At 64.2% G+C, this 18145-nt stretch carries 15 protein-coding genes; 4 read left to right on the forward strand and 11 right to left on the reverse strand.

Annotation, left to right across the window (positions count from 1 at the left end; genetic code table 11):
* Window positions 1-136: 136 nt before the first annotated feature.
* The gene (locus JGU72_RS29450) at window positions 137-1591 is read left to right on the forward strand and encodes an APC family permease (RefSeq protein ID WP_307828661.1); all 1455 of its coding nucleotides are present in this window, start codon (window positions 137-139) and stop codon (window positions 1589-1591) included.
* Window positions 1592-2095: 504 nt separating this feature from the next.
* Here the strand turns inward: JGU72_RS29450 and JGU72_RS29455 are convergent.
* Entirely contained in the window at window positions 2096-3118 is a 1023-nt protein-coding gene (locus JGU72_RS29455; protein ID WP_307828662.1) for an AraC family transcriptional regulator, read from the reverse strand.
* A 113-nt stretch (window positions 3119-3231) separates the two neighbouring features.
* Here JGU72_RS29455 and JGU72_RS29460 point away from each other — a divergent pair, with 113 nt between their 5' ends.
* From JGU72_RS29460 to JGU72_RS29470, 3 genes are read left to right on the forward strand one after another with little or no spacing between them, the layout of a single operon-like run.
* The gene (locus JGU72_RS29460; protein ID WP_199687863.1) at window positions 3232-4515 is read left to right on the forward strand and encodes a hypothetical protein; all 1284 of its coding nucleotides are present in this window, start codon (window positions 3232-3234) and stop codon (window positions 4513-4515) included.
* Window positions 4512-5210 carry a hypothetical protein gene (locus tag JGU72_RS29465; RefSeq protein WP_199687864.1) on the forward strand — a complete coding sequence of 233 codons (699 nt, stop codon included), beginning with the start codon at window positions 4512-4514 and terminating at the stop codon, window positions 5208-5210. Before JGU72_RS29460 ends, JGU72_RS29465 begins: the two co-directional genes overlap by 4 nt.
* The gene (locus JGU72_RS29470; protein ID WP_199687865.1) at window positions 5179-6558 is read left to right on the forward strand and encodes a hydroxysqualene dehydroxylase; all 1380 of its coding nucleotides are present in this window, start codon (window positions 5179-5181) and stop codon (window positions 6556-6558) included. Before JGU72_RS29465 ends, JGU72_RS29470 begins: the two co-directional genes overlap by 32 nt.
* Here the strand turns inward: JGU72_RS29470 and JGU72_RS30935 are convergent.
* From JGU72_RS30935 to JGU72_RS29525, 10 genes are all read right to left on the reverse strand, one after another.
* Entirely contained in the window at window positions 6555-7709 is a 1155-nt protein-coding gene (locus tag JGU72_RS30935) for a tyrosine-protein phosphatase (RefSeq protein ID WP_307828663.1), read from the reverse strand. The two genes, JGU72_RS29470 and JGU72_RS30935, sit on opposite strands and share 4 nt — an antisense overlap.
* Window positions 7706-8833, reverse strand: coding sequence for a thiolase family protein (locus JGU72_RS29485; RefSeq protein WP_199687902.1), 1128 nt, complete (start codon window positions 8831-8833; stop codon window positions 7706-7708). Before JGU72_RS29485 ends, JGU72_RS30935 begins: the two co-directional genes overlap by 4 nt.
* Before the next feature lie 125 nt (window positions 8834-8958).
* The gene (locus JGU72_RS29490; RefSeq protein ID WP_199687866.1) at window positions 8959-9369 is read right to left on the reverse strand and encodes a Zn-ribbon domain-containing OB-fold protein; all 411 of its coding nucleotides are present in this window, start codon (window positions 9367-9369) and stop codon (window positions 8959-8961) included.
* Window positions 9369-10868 (reverse strand): carboxyltransferase, encoded by a 1500-nt coding sequence (locus JGU72_RS29495; RefSeq protein ID WP_199687867.1) that lies wholly within the window; start codon window positions 10866-10868, stop codon window positions 9369-9371. Before JGU72_RS29495 ends, JGU72_RS29490 begins: the two co-directional genes overlap by 1 nt.
* Window positions 10865-12256 (reverse strand): acetyl-CoA carboxylase biotin carboxylase subunit, encoded by a 1392-nt coding sequence (locus tag JGU72_RS29500; RefSeq protein ID WP_199687868.1) that lies wholly within the window; start codon window positions 12254-12256, stop codon window positions 10865-10867. The genes JGU72_RS29495 and JGU72_RS29500 overlap by 4 nt, the downstream gene beginning before the upstream one ends.
* Window positions 12249-12761, reverse strand: a complete 513-nt coding sequence (gene accB, locus JGU72_RS29505) for an acetyl-CoA carboxylase biotin carboxyl carrier protein (RefSeq protein WP_199687869.1) — start codon at window positions 12759-12761, stop codon at window positions 12249-12251. Before accB ends, JGU72_RS29500 begins: the two co-directional genes overlap by 8 nt.
* Window positions 12758-14488 (reverse strand): pyruvate, phosphate dikinase, encoded by a 1731-nt coding sequence (locus JGU72_RS29510; RefSeq protein ID WP_199687870.1) that lies wholly within the window; start codon window positions 14486-14488, stop codon window positions 12758-12760. Before JGU72_RS29510 ends, accB begins: the two co-directional genes overlap by 4 nt.
* Window positions 14485-15117, reverse strand: coding sequence for a hypothetical protein (locus JGU72_RS29515; protein ID WP_233533212.1), 633 nt, complete (start codon window positions 15115-15117; stop codon window positions 14485-14487). Before JGU72_RS29515 ends, JGU72_RS29510 begins: the two co-directional genes overlap by 4 nt.
* The gene (locus JGU72_RS29520) at window positions 15114-16583 is read right to left on the reverse strand and encodes a class I adenylate-forming enzyme family protein (RefSeq protein ID WP_199687871.1); all 1470 of its coding nucleotides are present in this window, start codon (window positions 16581-16583) and stop codon (window positions 15114-15116) included. The genes JGU72_RS29515 and JGU72_RS29520 overlap by 4 nt, the downstream gene beginning before the upstream one ends.
* Window positions 16570-18141: a hypothetical protein gene (locus tag JGU72_RS29525; protein WP_199687872.1), complete on the reverse strand. Its 1572-nt coding sequence runs from the start codon at window positions 18139-18141 to the stop codon at window positions 16570-16572. The genes JGU72_RS29520 and JGU72_RS29525 overlap by 14 nt, the downstream gene beginning before the upstream one ends.
* Window positions 18142-18145: the final 4 nt, after the last annotated feature.

Below are 18145 nucleotides of genomic sequence, written 5' to 3' on the forward strand. Positions count from 1 at the left end.
CGCTTTGTAAACATTGACATTCGAGGCCTTTGTCCCCTTTCCCCGCAGAGATTTTCGGCGCACACTTCCTTGTCCTCGACAGTGCCGAGTACGTCCCTGCGACGAAGGTGTGGTTCCCGAAGTGACAAAAGCGAATGTGATTGACGAACCGGCTGGTGACGCCTCTGTAGAGCAGAGCGGCTACCACCAGGAGCTGAAACGCACCCTCGGTTCCTTCCAAGTGTTCGCGGTGTCTTTCGCGTTCATTTCGGTCGCCGTCGGAATCTTCGGCACCTACAACGATGTGCTGCAGAACTCCGGACCCGTCGGGATTTGGCTGTGGGTCATCGTCGCGGTCGGGCAAACCCTTGTGGCACTGGTGATTGCACAGTTCGCCGCGCGGATCCCGCTGAGCGGGTCGTCGTATCAGTGGGCGTCCCGGTTGGCGAATCCGAAGATCGGTTGGATGTTCGGTTGGTTGACGTTCTGCTACTTGGCAATCGGTGTCGTGACCGTCGGCATCGCACTGTCGAAGACGGCGCTCATGCCACTGTTCGGCATGGCACCGGACGAGACGAACGCGCGGTTGCTGACCCTCGCGGTCGTGTTCATACAAGCGGTTCTTGCCATTGCGTCGACGAAGATCGTCGGGTGGATCACGACTGCCGCCGTGGGACTCGAGCTGGCGATCGTCGTAATTCTCGCGATTGCGCTCTTCATCGCAGTCGGGGTGAGCGGTAAGGGCTCGGTCGGCAATCTGACGTCGCGCGGAATCACGGAAGGCGCACCCAACTACTACGCCATCGGCGGCGGGTTGATGGCAGCGATGATTCTGGGTCTCGCCACACTCGTCGGTTTCGATTCCGCCGCGAATATGGCGGAAGAAGCAAAGAATCCGTTCCGAACAGTCCCCCGCGCGATCGTTGGATCCGTCCTCGCTGCTGCAGTTCTGGGACTGGTGTTCCTGATCGCATTGACGATCGCTATCAACAACATGGCCCAGATCAGCGCGAGCGATACACCGGTTGCCGCGATTCTGCGCGATCAGCTGGGTCCGGTCATGGAGCGGACTCTGTTGGTTGCCATAGCGTTTGCCTTCTTCGGTGCCGGCCTGGTGACGTTGGCAACCTGTTCGCGCATCGTGTTTGCGATGTCGCGTGACGACCGGTTCCCTGCACATCGGCTGATGCGACGAGTCGACCCGCGCACGCAGACACCAATTCCGGCGACGATCATGATCGTCATCGTCGGTATCGTGCTTATGGCAGTTCTGCCGGGCAGCGCATTGCTCGAGTTGTTGACGGTCGGCACCGTGATGGCCTCGTGCCTTTACGGAGGGATAGTCATTCTCTACATTGCTGTTCGAAAGCGGCTCGGCCGTCAAGAGGACGCCTTCGATCTCGGGCGGTTCGAGATGCCCATCGCCGTCGGTGCGCTCATCTGGTCGGCCGTCGTGCTGTTCGTCGTCATCTCTCCAGCGGAAGCGTTTACCGCCGTGCTGATTTCGATCGGCATACTCGTGGTAGGCGCGGCATACCTGACGTGGATGTTCTTCTTCAAACGCGAGGTCCTCGAGACCGAGCCCGGAGAACCCCTCGCCTTCAAGCATTGACGTGTGACCCGTCGTCGCCGGTGCGCCAGGTGAGCCCACTCGGCAGCCGGATCGCACGGGATTCAGCGATCCGCAACCGCAACGTCTTCAGCCAAACGCACCGACTGCAGACGTTGCGTTTGGCTGAAACGGGCGCGTCACGAGACGCCGAATCGCGACGACCGGGCTACGTGGGCGGCACGCCCCGCGTGCCGCCGCCAGGAAGGCCCACTCGGCAGCCGGATCGCACGGGATTCAGCGATCCGCAACGTCTTCAGCCAAACACACCGACTGCAGTCGTTGCGCTTGGCTGAAACGGGCGCGTCACGAGACGCCGAATCGCGACGAGCGGGCTATGTGGGCGGCACGCCCCGCGTGTCGCCGCCAGGTGAGCCCACTCGGCAGCCGGATCGCACAGGATTCAGCGATCCACAACCGCAACGTCTTCAGCCAAACACACCGACTGCAGTCGTCGCGTTTGGCTGAAACGGGCGCGTCACGAGACGCCGAATCGCGACGACCGGGCTACGTGGGCGGCCGCACCAAGTCCTGACACGCCGCCCGAGCCCAAGCCCCCGGCGTGACCCCGGTCCACTTTTTGAACGCCACAACAAATGCCGGTGCACCGCCGTAGCCAACCCGACTTGCAACATCTTCAACCGTCAGCCCCGCAGCAAGCATCTCCTGGGCCAGCAGAACCGTTGTCTCAGTGACGATCTCCCTGAAGCTGGTTTCTTCAGACGCGAGTCGGCGATGCAAAGTCCGCTCACTGAGACCCAACTCTGCTGCAACAGATTCCAGACGCATCGGCCCCGCGATCAGCACCTCACGTACCCGGGCGGCGGTGCCAAGCCGTTCCCGTCGGGCACGGAGCAGGTCACTGCACTGCTGCTGCGCGGTCGAAGCGATCAACGGATTTGCCTGCGGCAGCGACAAATCCAGCGAAGACAACGATCCGACGATCAGGCTCCGCGGCGCATCGAACACCGGCCGAACGCCGATTGCCTCCTCGTACAAGTCAGCCCAGGCAGGCTCGGGCACAGCCAACTCCACGCGCAACGGCGGAATGCGTGTCTGTACCAGGTCGTACTGCACTCGCATCGCCGCCGCAGCGTCTCGTTCGAGCAAGAAGCGTCGAAGCTGCTGCGGCACATGCGAATCATCGATCTCGATATGCAGTTCGGCATCGCGCTCGACGACGCGCACGCGAGAAAAGGAGAACGTCAGATCGAAGTACCGCAACGCCAGCTCCAGAGCCGCACGCGTCGTCGCACTGGCAAGCAGAGCAAATCCCCAAATACCATGCAGCCCAACATGGTAACGAGCGCCAGCAATCAGCCCCAGACCAGGAACATTTCCCAGCAGGCCGACCACATTACGAACTAAAGCAAGCTCGCTAGCGGCCGCAATCTCGGCAGCCGGGTCGGCAAGATCGGCACAAGAAATTCCCGTACCACGCAACACAAGCTCCGCACCCACCCCGTACTCACTCGCCAGGCCGACCATAGCGGCAGCACTGGTCGTCGATCGTGGCAAATTCGTCGGCACGCCCTGATCGTCCCACCCCGTGGCGGAAAATCGAAAGAAACTGGCCTGTTTCCCTTACGTCAACGGCCGGCCAACCGGTCTACTAGAGGTACAAACGAATGGAGGAGACTCTGGTGGCACACCCGATCCGGGTAATCGTATGGGGCCCTGGCGATATGGGCGGTCGAGCACTCCACACCGCGCTCAACTCCCCCGATTTCGACGTCGTCGGGGTCAAAGTCTTCAGCCCACACAAAGACGGCGTAGACATCGGGACACTGGTCGGCCTCCCGCCCGTCGGGGTCTCAGCCACGACCTCCAAAGCTGCGATCCTCGCTCTCGACGCCGACTGCGTCATCCACACGCCGACCACTCCGGCGCTGCTACAAGGCGCCGACAACGACGTCGTCGAACTGCTCGAATCCGGCAAGAACGTGGTTTCCGGTGCGTCCTACCACAACCCGGCGATGCCGACGTGGCTCTCCTCCTCGCAGCCTGCACTCTCGGTCCTGCGCACCATCGGCGACATGAAGGTCACCGGCGACGTATTCGGCGCCCGCGAACGACAAGCCCTATCAGCGCTGCATTGGACGATGAAAGCCGTCGATTCGGCTCGACCGCTCCAGCGACCGTTGGAAGCAGCAGCCAGCGCCGTCATCGACCGCGTCATTCCACGACGCCTCACCGGCGAGCGACTCCAGTCGGCCTGCCTGAAGGGAGGAGTCTCCCTGCACGGCACCGGTTTACACCCAGGCTTGATGGTCGAGCAGGTGCTCCTCCGCCTCGCGAGTCTGCTCGACGACGTGCACGAGGTTCGGTTCCTCGAGGTAGGTGATCTGTCAGCCGCGCCTGACGGCATGTGGGGCGGCCTCGCGAGCCTCGGCTTCGGTACGGACCTCAGCGCCGTCGACTCCAACCATGCCATCGCGCTCATGCAGCATTTTTATTTCGACGCCGTGCTCGGGAACGTCGCTCATACGCTCTTCGGCGCGCAAGCGAAAGATGTTCGCGTAGAACGACATGTGTATCCGGTCCCCGCGCGAGTGGAGGTGCGCGCCGGCGGAACAGTGATCCGCCCTGGCACCGTCGGCGCGATTCACATGACGTACCGGGGCTACCTCGGCGACCGTCTGTTCATGACCAACGAGGAATGCTGGCACGTCGGTGCCGGCAACGCGCACCTGGGACCGGACCATCCGAACAGCCTGTCCGGCGGGCACTTGATCTCGGTCGACGGACTTCCCGGCCGACTCGAATTCCGTTCCGAACCTGAGGACGGCTCGTTCAAAGCCGACTGGTCAGCCGTCACCGACATCTCCGTCAACGCAATCCTCGACTCGATACCGGCTGTCTGCGCGGCGCGGCCGGGCGTCGTACTCCCCGATCTCACCCCGCGGTACCGGTTGGAGGAAGCGTGACAATCTCGGTTTCGATCCACGGCGACGAACGAGTCGGCGCGCTGCTTACCCAAAAAATAAGTCGGCGAAAAGATCTCGAACTCAGCGCAGATGGCCGGTGCGTCATCTACATCCCTGGCTCGAGCGACGACGCGACGGACCAGGTCACGTCGTTCCTCAACGCAGGTATCGACACGATCTGCACCGCTCCACTCGACGCTTTCACTCGTGCGGATCTCCTCGAAGCATGCAAAGCCGGCGGTTCGACCTTCCACGCGACAGGCGGATTCCACACCGTCCTGGTCACGCGTTTCTCGCGTGCGTTCTCCCGAATCTCACGCAACATACGCCGCGTGGAACTCACCGAGGAAGTCGATGGAATCGATACCTCTTTCTCGGATAGTGCCCACCAGAACGCATTACGCGTCCTGGGAGAGGCTGTGCCGGAGTCGGACGATGTTCGTTTCGAGTCGATATCGCAAGACATCGCCACCGACTCGGCTCTTCTGCGTTATCGGCTGACGACCACAACCGACGACGCCGTCGGCCATGCCACTATCCGCTTCAACTCCGGCTCGGGCGTACATCCGGCGGACCACCTGACCTGCGTCGGAGTGCTCGACGCGATTCGGCCGGTTCACGAAAGCGCGCCCGGAATCCTCCACAACGAGCTAGGAATCGACTATGTCCAACTCGACGACCAACTCTCCCGCTGACGTGCGACGGCGCTGCATCGTCATCGGCGGCGGTCTCGCGGGACTGGCGTCGGCGGTGTGGCTCGCCGAGGCAGGCCAACGCGTGACACTGCTCGAAAGACGCGGCTCCCTCGGCGGACGCACGGTCGCCATGCCGGTTTCGGCGATGGACGACGTACCCGACAACGGCCAGCACGTCTTCGCGAGCGGCTACGAGCACCTCTTCAGATATCTCGAGAGCGTCGGCACGCGAAACCTCGTCGCCTTCCCCGGACACATGACCGTCCGGGAACCCGGCGGCAGAACGCGCCGGTCGTCCTTCTCGGGAATCGCCGGCGCCCGAACAGCTTTCGGCGACCTCGCCGGCGTGCCACTGCGCGACCGTCCAGCCACGGCCCTCGCGCAAGCGCGATTGATCAAGGACGTCCTCCGGCAACCAGCCGACCTCGACACAATCACCGCGGACGAGTGGTTCCGCCGTATCGGACTCCCCGCGTCGGCGCGAGCATCGCTATGGGACGGCATCGTCATCGGCCTGACCGGCGACAAGACAACAATCACGTCCGCCAAGGTCCCCGCCGACCTCCTGCGCACCGGCCTTCGGCAAGCCATCCGCCATCGCACACCGATATCCATCGGCTACCCGACCGTCGACCTGGACACCCTCTTCATCGACGGCGCCGAGAAAGTCTTCGCCGACCACGGCGTGGAGATCGAGACGCGCTGCGTTGCAAAGACCATCGAGGTAGCGGACGGCAAGGTGGTCGGAGTACGCCTCAACGACGGCACACTGCTCGAATCCGACGCCGTCATCTGTGCCGTGCCGGTGTGGAGTCTGGGCGACCTCCTCGTCCAACTTCCCGAGAACGACCGCATCAAGGCCACAGTCGACGCATTGACGCCCGTCCCGATCGTCAGCGTCAATCTCTACCTCGATCGCTCGATCGGCATGACCGACTGGGGTGAGATCCTGCTCGGTGGTGAAGGAGTCCTCGAGCAGGTGTGGGACAGACAGCTCATGCACGGCCGCGACACCGAGCGCGGCTGGCTCTACTCGACGACCGTCTCTGCTGCCTACGAGCTGGTCGAGCAAACGCCCAACGACATCACCGAGTTGCAAATGGCCACGCTTCGGCAGTACTACCCGGAAGCCGCTGACGCGCAGGTCGTCCACAGCCACGTCGTCAAAATGCCACGTGCGACGTTCGCGCAACGTCCCGGCACCGCCGGAATCCGTCCCGATCAGCGCACCTCCGTCACAGGCCTGGCACTCGCCGGCGACTGGACCCGAACCGACTGGACAACGACCATGGAAGGCGCCTGCCAAAGCGCCGCTCGTGCGGTCGATGTCATCCTCGGGCAGGCTTAACGCGCCTCGACGAGCCGTGCGAGCTCCTCCAGTGCAGAGCTGTAGATCTGTGAAATAGCCTCGGCAAGAGCGGGTTCGGCTTCTGGCGCCTCCGCCTGGAACTCTGCGCCCCAGACGACTTCGCTGCCGTCCGCGTGCTCGTTGACGGCGAACTCCGACCTGTAGAGCCGCAGCGGCAACGGTCCCGAAAGGTATTCGTAGACATAGCGCCGCTGATCATCGCTGTGTTCGACGATCCGCTCGGTCGCGTCACCACCGTTGTCCGCGAACGTCGCGTAGCGGAGATCGCCTTCCTGATATGACTTTTCGATTGCCGGCACCCATGTGGAGACGTTGGCCGTGTCGCCACCGATTGCCCAGACAGCAGCCGGTGTTGCGGAGATGACGCGAGATTCGTTGACCTGCATCGGTTTCCCTTCCGTTCGTTCGATCAGTAGATCTTTCAGCCTGCGGACCTCCTCAGGTCCCACGCCGTGCGCACCCAACAGAGCGAGAACTCCGCCATACCGCCGGTCGACCTCGTTCAGGAAGCGCTCCATGACGTCGGGCGGTGCGGTCCACGCCTGCGGCGGATAGATGTCGGCGGCCGCGCCGTAGGACGCCATCTCACGCAGCCGCGTCATCGACGCGACGACGTCGTCAGGATTCGTGGCGTAATCAGCGACGATGTCCTCGCGCCGCACCCCGATCGCATCAAGAACCAGCGCGACGGCGACACCCGTCCGATCCTTGCCAACCGTGCAATGCACCAGCGCTGGAAGCACTTCCGGTTCGAGCAACCGGGAAACAAGCGCGACAACGCCGCGAGCATCCTCGGCGAGATAGCCCAGGTAGGTGCCGACGAGCGGATCGTCCTCGGGCATTGGCGCGACAGCGGAGTCTTCGGCCACCCGTGCCCGGAGTGTGAACGAATTCGGAACCAAACGAACACCGAGTTCGTCCAGCGGTCCCCGACCTTCGCGCTCGATCTCGTGCGGCAGCCGCAGATCGATCGTCGACCTGATCCCGGTGTCGGCAACCAACGCCTGAGCCGCATCGACACTCAAGAACTGCGGTGTTCCACTGCGATACAGGACGCCGTTTCGCACTCGGCCGTCCGTCGCGCGCAGTCCACCGACATCTCGGAACCCGAGCAGACCGCTGTAGGTCACGGCTGCACCGACAGAATCGTCACCACACACGCGTTGCCGTCCATGCCCGCTGCTCCCCCGCCCATCGTCTCGACCAGCCCAACTCGATGCCGCGCGACCTGCCGATCCCCCGCGACACCACGCAACTGCCAAGCGATCTCGGCCAGCTGCGCCATGCCCGTTGCGCCCAAGGGATGTCCGCGGGAAAGCAGGCCACCGCTCGGGTTCACCGGCTGCGCACCATCTCGCGCAGTATGACCCGACGCCGCAAGCTCGGCCCCTTTGCCGCGGGGCGCGATTCCGAGCGCTTCGAGCGTGATGATCTCGCCGATGGTGAAGGCGTCGTGCACCTCCAGGACGTCGATCTCCTGCGGCGTCCGGTCGGCCTGTTCGAACGCCAGCGCAGCAGCGCGCGCGACACTTGCGAAACCCCACACGTCGTCACTGCGGTGGTCCCACAGTGCACCGGAAACCATTGCGGACGCCTCGATTCGAAGATCGTTCTGCTCGCCCCGGTCGACGCCGACGATCGCCGCCCCTGCGCCGTCGCTCGTCGGGCAGCACTGCAGGAAGGTCAACGGTTCGGCGATCATCCGCGAGTCCAGCACCTCCTGCACAGTCGGTACGGACGTCCGCAATTGGGCGCGTGGGTTGTCCATGCCGTTGCGCTTGTTCTTCACGGCAACCGCTGCGAGTTGCTCAGGTGTGACGCCGAATTCGCCGACATACCGCTGCGCCTGCAGGGCGTACAGCCCGGGCAACGGCAGCGACGCGGCACCTTCGGGGTCGGTTGCCTCGGGCACGATCGCACCGGAGAACAGCGTCGACATCTGCTCCACGCCGAGAACGAGGACACACCGGAATCGTCCGACACGCACCGCCTCGACAGCCTCGTGATACGCGCTTGTTCCACTTGCGCAGGCATTTTCGATCGTCCACATCGGGACACCCGGAATGCCGAGCCCGCGTTGAATCCGCGTCGCCACACCGGGCGGACCGAATACGGACCCGACCACGATGGCCTCGATCTCATCCGGCCGAATTCCCGCGTCCCGCACCGCTTCGGCGATCGCAGTCCAGGCGAGCGACTCGACGCGCTGCTCCGGAAAGCGTCCGTACGCGGAGGTTCCGACGCCCCACAGCATGGCTTGCTCAGTCACTTGCTGTAACACTTTCCTCCGCTTCGCTCCGGGCTCATTCGACACCGGTTTCCCTCCTCGACTCCGTCGCTGCGCTCCCTCGCTCGTCAGTCCAACCGGCGTCGGGCCGCTCACGCCTCCTCCTTCTTTGCGATCAAGTCACCGTCGTCGACCCCGCAGATCTCGAGCCGTTCACCCAGTGCGAGCAGCACAGGCTCATCCAGATAAACCAACACCCGGGGGCCGTCGTCCAAATCGAGATACGCCAGCCCGAAGGGCGGCCTGCGCTTGCCGACCGGAATAGCGACAACCGTCGACGACCACGCCGAACCACTCCGACGGAAAGTCGCCGGCTCGACCGGCGAATAGCACACCGGACACCACGGAAGTCCCTGTTGCGCGGCCGGATACCGGCATTCTGTACAGCGCGAACCGAGGAGGCCGGCGTCGGCGAGAACCGGCCGAGAATCCGCGACAGGCAGCCCGCCGACCGCCGACCCGGCACGCCGTTTGGTCGGCCGCCCGACGCCGAGTTCCGTCATCAGTGGTCACCTTCGAGGGTCAGCGCAAAGTCGTCCGCCTCGATGTGCAGATACGCGCCGACCGAGGTCTCCACGAGTTCGCGGATATAGCGCGCCTGGCTGCTCGTCGGCGCGAAATCGCGGTTGCGTTGCGGTGTCGCCCGCATGACGTCGATATCGCGCTCGGGGACGAGGAATCGAAGAATCAGCTCGTCGTCGGTGATCGACTCACCGAACTTCTTGCGCAGCTCGGCCAAGCTCGGCTGAGGCGGCTCCCAGTCCACGTAGGTCTTCGCCTTGGGCGAGCTCATGATCTTGTCGAGCACGTCGGGATCCATTGGTGCGACGGGCTTTCCGTAGAATCCGTTGGCGTAGATCATCACTTCGTCGGGGACGACAGCGTAGCGATCCCCCGTCACCACGTTGAGCACCGCCTGAGTGCCGACGAGTTGCGAGAACGGCGTGGCCATCACCGGGTAACCGAGTTCTTCACGAACGCGCGACATTTCGTCGAGCACCTCTTCGAATCGGTCCTCCATCCCGCGATCCTTCAGCTGCGCTTTGAACGTTCCCGCCATGCCGCCGGGAAGTTGGTGGCGGTACTGGAACAGGGAATACTCTGCAGGCTGACCGACCGGGAGGTCCTCGTATTCGGCGACGCGCAGCAGATGCTGCTCGACCGCCGCGAAGCGTGAGTCGTCGAGATCGACCTCGAAGCCGGCATAGCGCAGGTTGGCGACCGTGTTCTCCGTCGACGGTAGGGAAACACCCGCTGCCAACGGACGACTCGCGGTGTGGACGCGGTCCGCGCCCGCGAGGATGCCCTCGAGGTAGTTGACCGGCGCGAGGGCGTTGTTGCTGTGGAAGTGGATCTCGACCGGTAGGTCACCCGCCGCCTTCTTGATAGCACCGACGAGCGAACGGGTCCGCTCGGGAGTGAGGAGACCTGCCGCGTCCTCGAGTTCGATGCCGTCGGCGCCGGTCGCAACCAGTTCACGCGTGCGCTCCGCGTAGTACTCGTCGGTGTGGTACGGGCTGTCGGCGTAGAGGATGCACGGGAGTGCCTGCGCCCCATGCGCTTGCACCGTCTTCACCAACCGGCCGATCTTGTCGATGTTGAACAGTCCGTCGTAGATCCAGAAGCTGCCGATGCCATGTGCGCACAGTCGCTGCACCCAGAGATCCATCACGCTGTCGGCAGTCAGCCCGAACGTCACGATGCCGTTGCTCCGCGTGCCGGCGCGCACCGTCGTCTTCGGCATCGCCTTGGATAGCGACTTCAGCTGCTCCCAGGGATCTTCCTTGCAGTGCCGCACCAGCACTTCGAAGATCGAGCTGCCGACGAGGTCGATGGTGTGAAAGCCGGTACGGTCCAGCTCTGCGGCCATCGGCAGGCCCATGTCCTTGCGAAGCCGCATGCCCCACCAACTCTGCGGACCGTCTCGCAGGGTCTGGTCGATGACGTCGATCTTGCGGCGAGTGCCGTCGGCGTTGCGCGGGGCGCAGTCCAGGTAGCTCATGAGATCTTCTCCAGATAGTCCGGTAGCCCGCGTGAGGCAATCCAGTCGGTGGTTACGGTGCCTGCTCGAAAGTCGGGGTGATCCAGTGCGATTCGTGCGAAGTCCGCGGTCGTCGGCACACCCTCGACGCGTAAACGTCCTAACGCAGCGATCATTCTGTCGATGGCTGCGTCGCGGCTGGGTCCGTACGCGACGATCTTGGCCAGCAGTGAGTCGTAATACGGAGTGACGACGTAGCCCGGTTCGCAGTGGGAATCGACCCGAATGCCCTCCCCGACAGGCGGTTCCCAGACCTGCACCGTGCCGGGGTTCGGAATGAACCCGCGCGCAGGGTCTTCGGTGGTGATCCGCACCTCGATCGCATGACCGGTCAGCGAGATGTCGCCCTGGGTGAACCGGAGTGGTTCGCCTGCAGCAGAGCGCAATTGCTCGGCGACCAGGTCGACGCCGGTCACCATCTCGGTGACCGGGTGTTCGACCTGGATCCGGGCGTTGAACTCCAGAAATGCGTACCGCTGCTTGTCTGCGTCGTAGATGAACTCGACGGTTCCCGCGCTGTCCAGCCCGAGCGCCTCGGCGAAAGCCACTCCACTACTGCGAATTTGCTGGCGGATCGCGTCAGGCAAGTTCGGTGCCGGCGACTCCTCGACGACCTTCTGATGGCGCCGTTGCAACGTGCAATCACGTTCGCCGAGATGAACGACGGACCCGTGCTTGTCGCCCAGCACCTGGACCTCGATGTGTCGCGCGTTCCGAATGAACTGTTCGACGTAGAGACGTCCGTCACCGAACGCGGACTGCGCTTCCGCCGCAGCCGCATGCCAGCGATTGCGAAGCTCGGCTTCGTTCTCCACCACCGACATTCCGCGGCCACCGCCACCGGCTGCCGCTTTGACAAGCACGGGGTAGCCGATGTCGGAGGCCGCCTGCACTGCCGCCTCTGCGGTGTCGAGGATCGGCGAACCGACCAGCACTGGAATTCCCGCCGAGCGGGCAAGCTCGCGCGCACGCGCCTTGTCGCCGGCCTGGGCTACCGCCTCGGGCCGAGGGCCGACGAACACCAGCCCCTCGGCAACACAGGCCGCAGCAAAGTCAGGATTCTCCGACAGAAACCCGTAGCCGGGATGTACTGCATCGCAGCCTGTTCCGAGGGCCGCGCTCAGAATCAACGGAATCGCAAGGTAACTCTTTCCCGCCGGAGGGGGTCCGATGCATACGGCACGATCCGCGAGTCGGGCGGGCATTCCGTCTCGGTCCGCCGTCGACGTGACGACGACGGTCTCGATGCCGAGCGCCCGGCAGGCCTTGATCACGCGAACCGCGATCTCGCCACGATTGGCGACGAGGACCTTGCGTAGGGCCGTGCGGGTCAGCACAGGGCTAGCCATCGGACGGCCTGATCAGAAACAGCGGCTGTTCGAACTCGACAAGTGCGGCGTTCTCGGCGCACACCTGCACGACCTCGCCGGCTTGCGCGGCAAGCACCGGGTTCATCAACTTCATCACCTCGACGATGGCGAGTTGCTGTCCGGCCTCGACCTTCTGACCGACCTGGACGAACGGCGGCTCCCCCGGGCTCGGTGCCGTCCAGAAAGCTCCGACCGTCGGCGATCGCACCTCGACGCAGCCGGCGGTATCGACCTGTGCAGCTGGGGTTGCGACCGGACGGGCAGGTTCGACGGCTACAGGAGGCGCGTCGTTCACGACGGGCGCTACGGTCTTGGCAGGCGCTTCGGGAGTCCGTGGAGCCGCAGCCTGCGCCGGCGGACCGTTCTTGCCGACGGTGATGCGCATGCCATTGACTTCCAGCGTCATGGCCGTCCACGTGGAATCGTTGAAGGTGCGCAGAATCTCGCGAACCTCGCGGCGGGTCATGCTGTCCGGTGTGGTCACGATGTCTTCCTCACGTGTGCGATGGCTGCCAGCAGAACCGGCAGCCGGTGTGCGGCGACGATGACCTCGACGCCTGCGTCGACTGCCGCTCGAACGCCGTCAGGAGTAGCAAACACAGCTCCGCGAACGGTTTTGGTGCCCGGCGGAATTGGTGGGAGTTGCTCGCCGAGCTCATCGCCCGACACCGCGTCGGCGTCGAATACCGGCTCCACAGCTCCCGACGTCGCGACCTGCACGGGCGAATGCAACTCCGCCCACTCGGTCAGGCGTCGCAGGTCGTCGTCTTCACTCTCGTCGACGACTGAGGTCTCCAACGAGCCTGCAAAGACCCTCCCACTCGTCGCATCAACTGTGACGACCCGACCGACCAAACGCTCGACCGCGCCCGCACCGCAACCGACTACGCACGGAGTATCCAGCGCGCGGCTCACGACCGCCGCGTGCGACGTAGCGCCACCCTGCTCGGTGACGACCGCTGCGGCGGCGATCATGCCGTGCACGTCTTCGGGGCTGGTGGACCGACGAACCAGGATGCTGCCCGGATTCGCCTGTGCCGCTTCGGGAGTGTCGACGACGACGCCCGTCGCAACGCCCGGACTTGCCGCGACTCCGGAGACGAGTACCTCGGCGTCACCGATATCACCCAACTCGGGCCGCAACAACGTACGGATCTGGTCTGCGCTCACGCGCGTCAACGCATCGACAGGCTCGATGACGCCCTCGTCGACGAGTTCGACCGCGATCCGCACAGCCGCGCGTGCGGTTCGCTTCGCCGGGCGTGATTGCAGCAGAAACAGCTGGCCCTGCTGGACCGTGAACTCGATGTCCTGGGCGTCGCGTCCCTCACGATCGAGCCGCTCTGCCGCATCCAGCAGTTCAGCGTGAACCGACGGCCACTGCTCGGCCAAGTGCGAGAGCGGGCGTGGTGTCACTCGTCCGGACACCACGTCTTCCCCCTGCCCGCGCTGCAGGTACTCGCCATACACCTCGCGCGTTCCGTCAACAGGGTTGCGGGTGAACAGAACTCCGGTGCCGGAGTCGTCGTCGAGGTTGCCGAACACCATCGCCTGGATCGTGACGGCAGTACCGAGGTCGTCGGGAATTCCGTAATGCTTGCGATATGCCACGGCGCGCCGCGACCGGCTCGATTGGAACACCGAGGCAACCGCATTCCGCAGCTGCTCCCATGGATCCGCCGGCACCGACTCGTCGACATCGTCTGCAATAGCGGCCTGAACGGCCACCAGATCGGGCAGGTCTTCCAGGTCCTCGACGCATCCGAGCACGAGGCGGCCGTAGAAGCCGGCGAATCGACGATGCACCTCCGCCGCGAATGCCGCGTCGCCACTCTCGGCAGCCAACGCTGACTCAACGGCGTCGTTGCAACCGAGATCGAGAATGGTGTCCATCATGCCCGGCATACTGACGGCCGCACCGGACCGCACCGAGACCAGCAAGGGGCGCTCGCTGCCACCGAAGGTCCGTCCGAGTTCTTTCTCCAGCAGTCGGATTCCGGCTTCGAGTTCCTCGACCAAACCTTCAGGCAGACCGCCGGTTTCGAAGAATGCGGCGCACGCCTCGGTCGTCACGACGAACGCCGGCGGCACGCGCAGGCCGAGTGACCGCATACGCCACAGGCTCCAAGCCTTGCCGCCGACCAGATCGCGGCTCGGCTCAACCGGCCCGTCCGGTATTACGAGCCAGCGCATTCCGATTGCCGTGCTCATTCGGGACGCTCCCGTCCGGTGAGTCGCAGGATGTGCTCGTGCATCTGGAACCACACGGTGTGGACCGAGTCGACTCGGACACCGCTGATGTAGTCCGTCTCGCCGCCTTCGGCGCGAGTGAGCGCAGAGCCGATCCGGTCGAGGAATCGGTCTACGAGCGGATCCGCATTCACCAACGGCTGCAGTACTTTCTGGGTCTTGTCGACAACCCGGCCGAGCTTCGCGATGATCTTCGCGTCGTACTCGGCGTCGCCGTGATCGTTCGTGACCCGCTCACCGTTGACCTCGACGGTCTGCCAATCGGTTGTGAGAGAAAGGATCTGCTTGTTGACCCCGGTCTCGAAGCTATCCATCGCTGCGCTCACGTCCTGATCTTCACGCACCGAGGCGAACGCACGTGCGTAAACCTCGTCCAGGAACTGCCGCCCCGCGGGAGTGATCATGGCGTTGCCGCGCCGCGAGATGACGGCTCCGTCAGCGGCTGCCTTCTCGAGGGCCGCCTCGACGTCGGCGGTGGCGAGGCCGTTGACCTCGGCCAGCTGCTCGGCGGATCCCAGCTGGCGCAAGGTCAGCGAGTGGACTGTGAGTTCGTATTCGTCGAGCATGATGGTCCTTCCGATCGTTGTCATGCGCTCGCGGCAACCATGCGGTCACGTACTTCGCGACGCAGTGATTTGCCTACTGGGCTGGTGGGAATGGCGGGCCAGATCTCCAGTGCCCGAGGTCGTTTGAAGCCGGCGAGTCGATCGGCGCAGAAGCCGAGGATCTCTTCTGGTTCTGCCGCAAACCGTGTGACGACGGCGGCCGCGACGCGTTCGCCCCACTTCTCGTCGGGAATGCCGACGACTGCAGCCTCGACCACCGCCGGGTGGCTGAGCAACGCATCTTCGACCTCACGCGGGTAGACGTTGAAACCACCGGAGATGATCACGTCGTGCCGCCGGTCGAGCAGGTGCAGGTAGCCGTCCGCATCCCAGTGGCCGATGTCGCCGGTGTGCAGCCAGCCGTCCGGTTCGATCGTCTCGGCGGTTGCCTCGGGGCGTCGCCAGTAGCGGTTCATGGTGTGCGGTCCGCGAGTGAGCACCTCGCCGACCTCTCCGTTGCTCAGCACGTTCCCCTCGGTGTCGCGGATCTGCACCTCGACGAAGGTGTAGGGCTTGCCGGCCGCGGTCAGCCGGTCCGGTGTGTGCTCCCACGGCTGCAGGCACGTAATCGCCAGCGGCGCTTCGGCTTGTCCGTAGAGCTGGGCGAAGACCGGTCCCAGCACGTCGATGCCACGCTGCAACACCGAGGTCGCGATCGGCGCTCCGCCGTAGCAGAGCCGCTCGAGTGAAAGGTCTGCTGTCGCCGTCGCGGGTTCCTCGAGCAGCATCGCGATCATCGTGGGCACCATGAAAGTCGACGTCGCACGGTACTTCTCGGCCGCTGCCAAGAAGGCCTGCGGCGAGAACTTCTGCACGACGACGTTTGCAGCACCTTTCACGAGGTGCGGCAAGAAGAACGCACCGCTGCCGTGCGTGATCGGTGCGGCATGCAGCATCACCGAGTCCGGCCGGAGGTTCGGCAGGAGGTCGACCAAGAAGTTTGCGACTTCGGCCAGTTCGCTGCGAGTGGTGAGCACCACGGCCTTGGGTCGACCGGTCGTGCCGCCGGTGTAGGCGAGGCGGAACGGCGCGTCCTGGTCTCGCCGGATGTCGCATACGTCCGCCGAGGCATCGGCGATCAGCCCCGGCAACTCGTCCGCACTGATCATTATTTCAACCTGCGCCGACGGTTCGCCGGCGTAAACCAGTGCCCGCGCCTGCGAGTCGTCGATCTTGTACGCGTGCTCGTGCGGGGTTTCGCGGACGTTCAGCGGAACCCGAACCAGCCCGGCCTTCGCCAGCGCGTAATAGACGACGACTCCGTCGATGCCGTTCGGCATGAGCACGGCGACTCGGTCGCCCGGCTCGAGCCCGCGCGCGACGAGGGCGTTGCCGAGGCGGTCGGTCAGTTCGTCGAACTCGGCGAAGCTGACGACCCGGTCACCGTCGATCAGTGCAGGCGCCGAGCCGAACTGGCGTCCGGCCCGGCGGATCAGGTCAGCTATCTGCACCGCTCGACCCTTCGACAATTGCGCTGACGTCTGCACGCCGCAGTCCGGCGCCACGGCCTTCCAGGTTCCGCGACCCGCGCTGCGCGAGGCGGTACAGGTCGTCGGCGCGCTCGGAGCCGTAGTTCCACTTCACCCATTCCTCGTCGAGGTAGCGGTGGTCGCCACTCAACACGGCCGGCTTGAATCCCTGTGCCAGACGGTTGTATTCGTCGATGTCGATCCGACCGGCACTCGTGGTCCACAGTCCGTTCTTTGCGGGCAAGCTGCTAGAACCGCTGAAGCGGTTGCCGACGGTCGGTGCGAAATCGTCGTCGGTGAGCACCGAGTACGGGATTCCGGTCAGCATGTTCTGGTTCAGACCGGAGTAACGGGCCATCGTGTACTCGTTCGCCTTCTGATGCGGCAGACCGAGCAATCCGACCATCTCGCCGAGGTTGTCGCGGCCGTACTCGTCGTTCATCAACGGCTTGAAACGCTGCACACGCTCGTCGAGCTGGAACCAGTCGTCCTGCCGGTAGGTTCCCGCAAGATGCGCGAAATCCTTTGCCACAGAGGAGTACACCAGTGCGCCGGCGTCGATCATCTGCTCACGCGACCAGCTAGCGATGCGCTTCCAAAGGTCCGCGGTCGCCTCGTTGAGGATTTCGCGGTACTGCTCCATAGTCTCTGCGAGGTTCTCGGCGTTCTCCATGCCGACGGGAACGTAGCCGTCGGTCAGCGCGTCCGAGGTATACATGCCGACCGCGACGATGTTGCTCGCGTCGTAGCTCGGCTCGGCCTCGAAGGATGCCCAGTCGTCCATCAGGTGGAAGTTGGTGTCCTTGAAGACGATCGGGATCGTCAGATTGTTGAACGGCAGTTGCGTGGCGATGCCGTCGAGCCAGGGATAGTCACCTTCGGTCAATTCGAAGAAGTCCCGGACCATCAACTGGCGATTGTCGCCGAAGTTGTACGGACCGCTGTTGTGCAGGCCGATCCGGCACTCGCAATGCGCCAAGAACGCGTACTGGCTCAGTTGCGCAACGAGTTTCGTGGCCGCAGTGTGGAGACGGTCGCCAGGGACGACGCCGTGGAGGTCTGCCTGGAACACTTGAAGGGTCCGCTCGGGCAGGAACTGGCTGCGGTCGCCGAATTCCTTGTTGGTGATGTGCCCGTCGTTGCGGTGGTAGGCGAGGTTGAAGCGGCGGGAGAAGTCGAGCACGTCGACAACGTCTTCGACGGCGTCGCCCGGACGCACGAGTCCCCAGTTCATCAGCATCTCGCGGCCGATGAGGTAAAACGCCGGCATGCCCCACGCGGCGTTGACCGTGTCGACCTTGAGGCTGACCTCGCGGGCACGGTCACCGAGCTCCTCAGCCGATGTGGCAGCGTCGATTTCGCGCAGCAGCGTCGGCAACCGGTAGAACGAGTTGAGGTAGCTCAGCAGCATGTAGGGGTTCATCGGGAACAACTTCGACTCCTGCACGGTGCGCGTGATGCACAGCCAGTAGGTGGTGTCGGAGAGATTCCGCAGGTAGTTGTTGGTCTCCAGCAGGGACCGGTAGCTCAATTGCGCCATGATG

Source organism: Antrihabitans auranticaus, from assembly GCF_016481275.1.
GTDB lineage: Bacteria > Actinomycetota > Actinomycetes > Mycobacteriales > Mycobacteriaceae > Antrihabitans.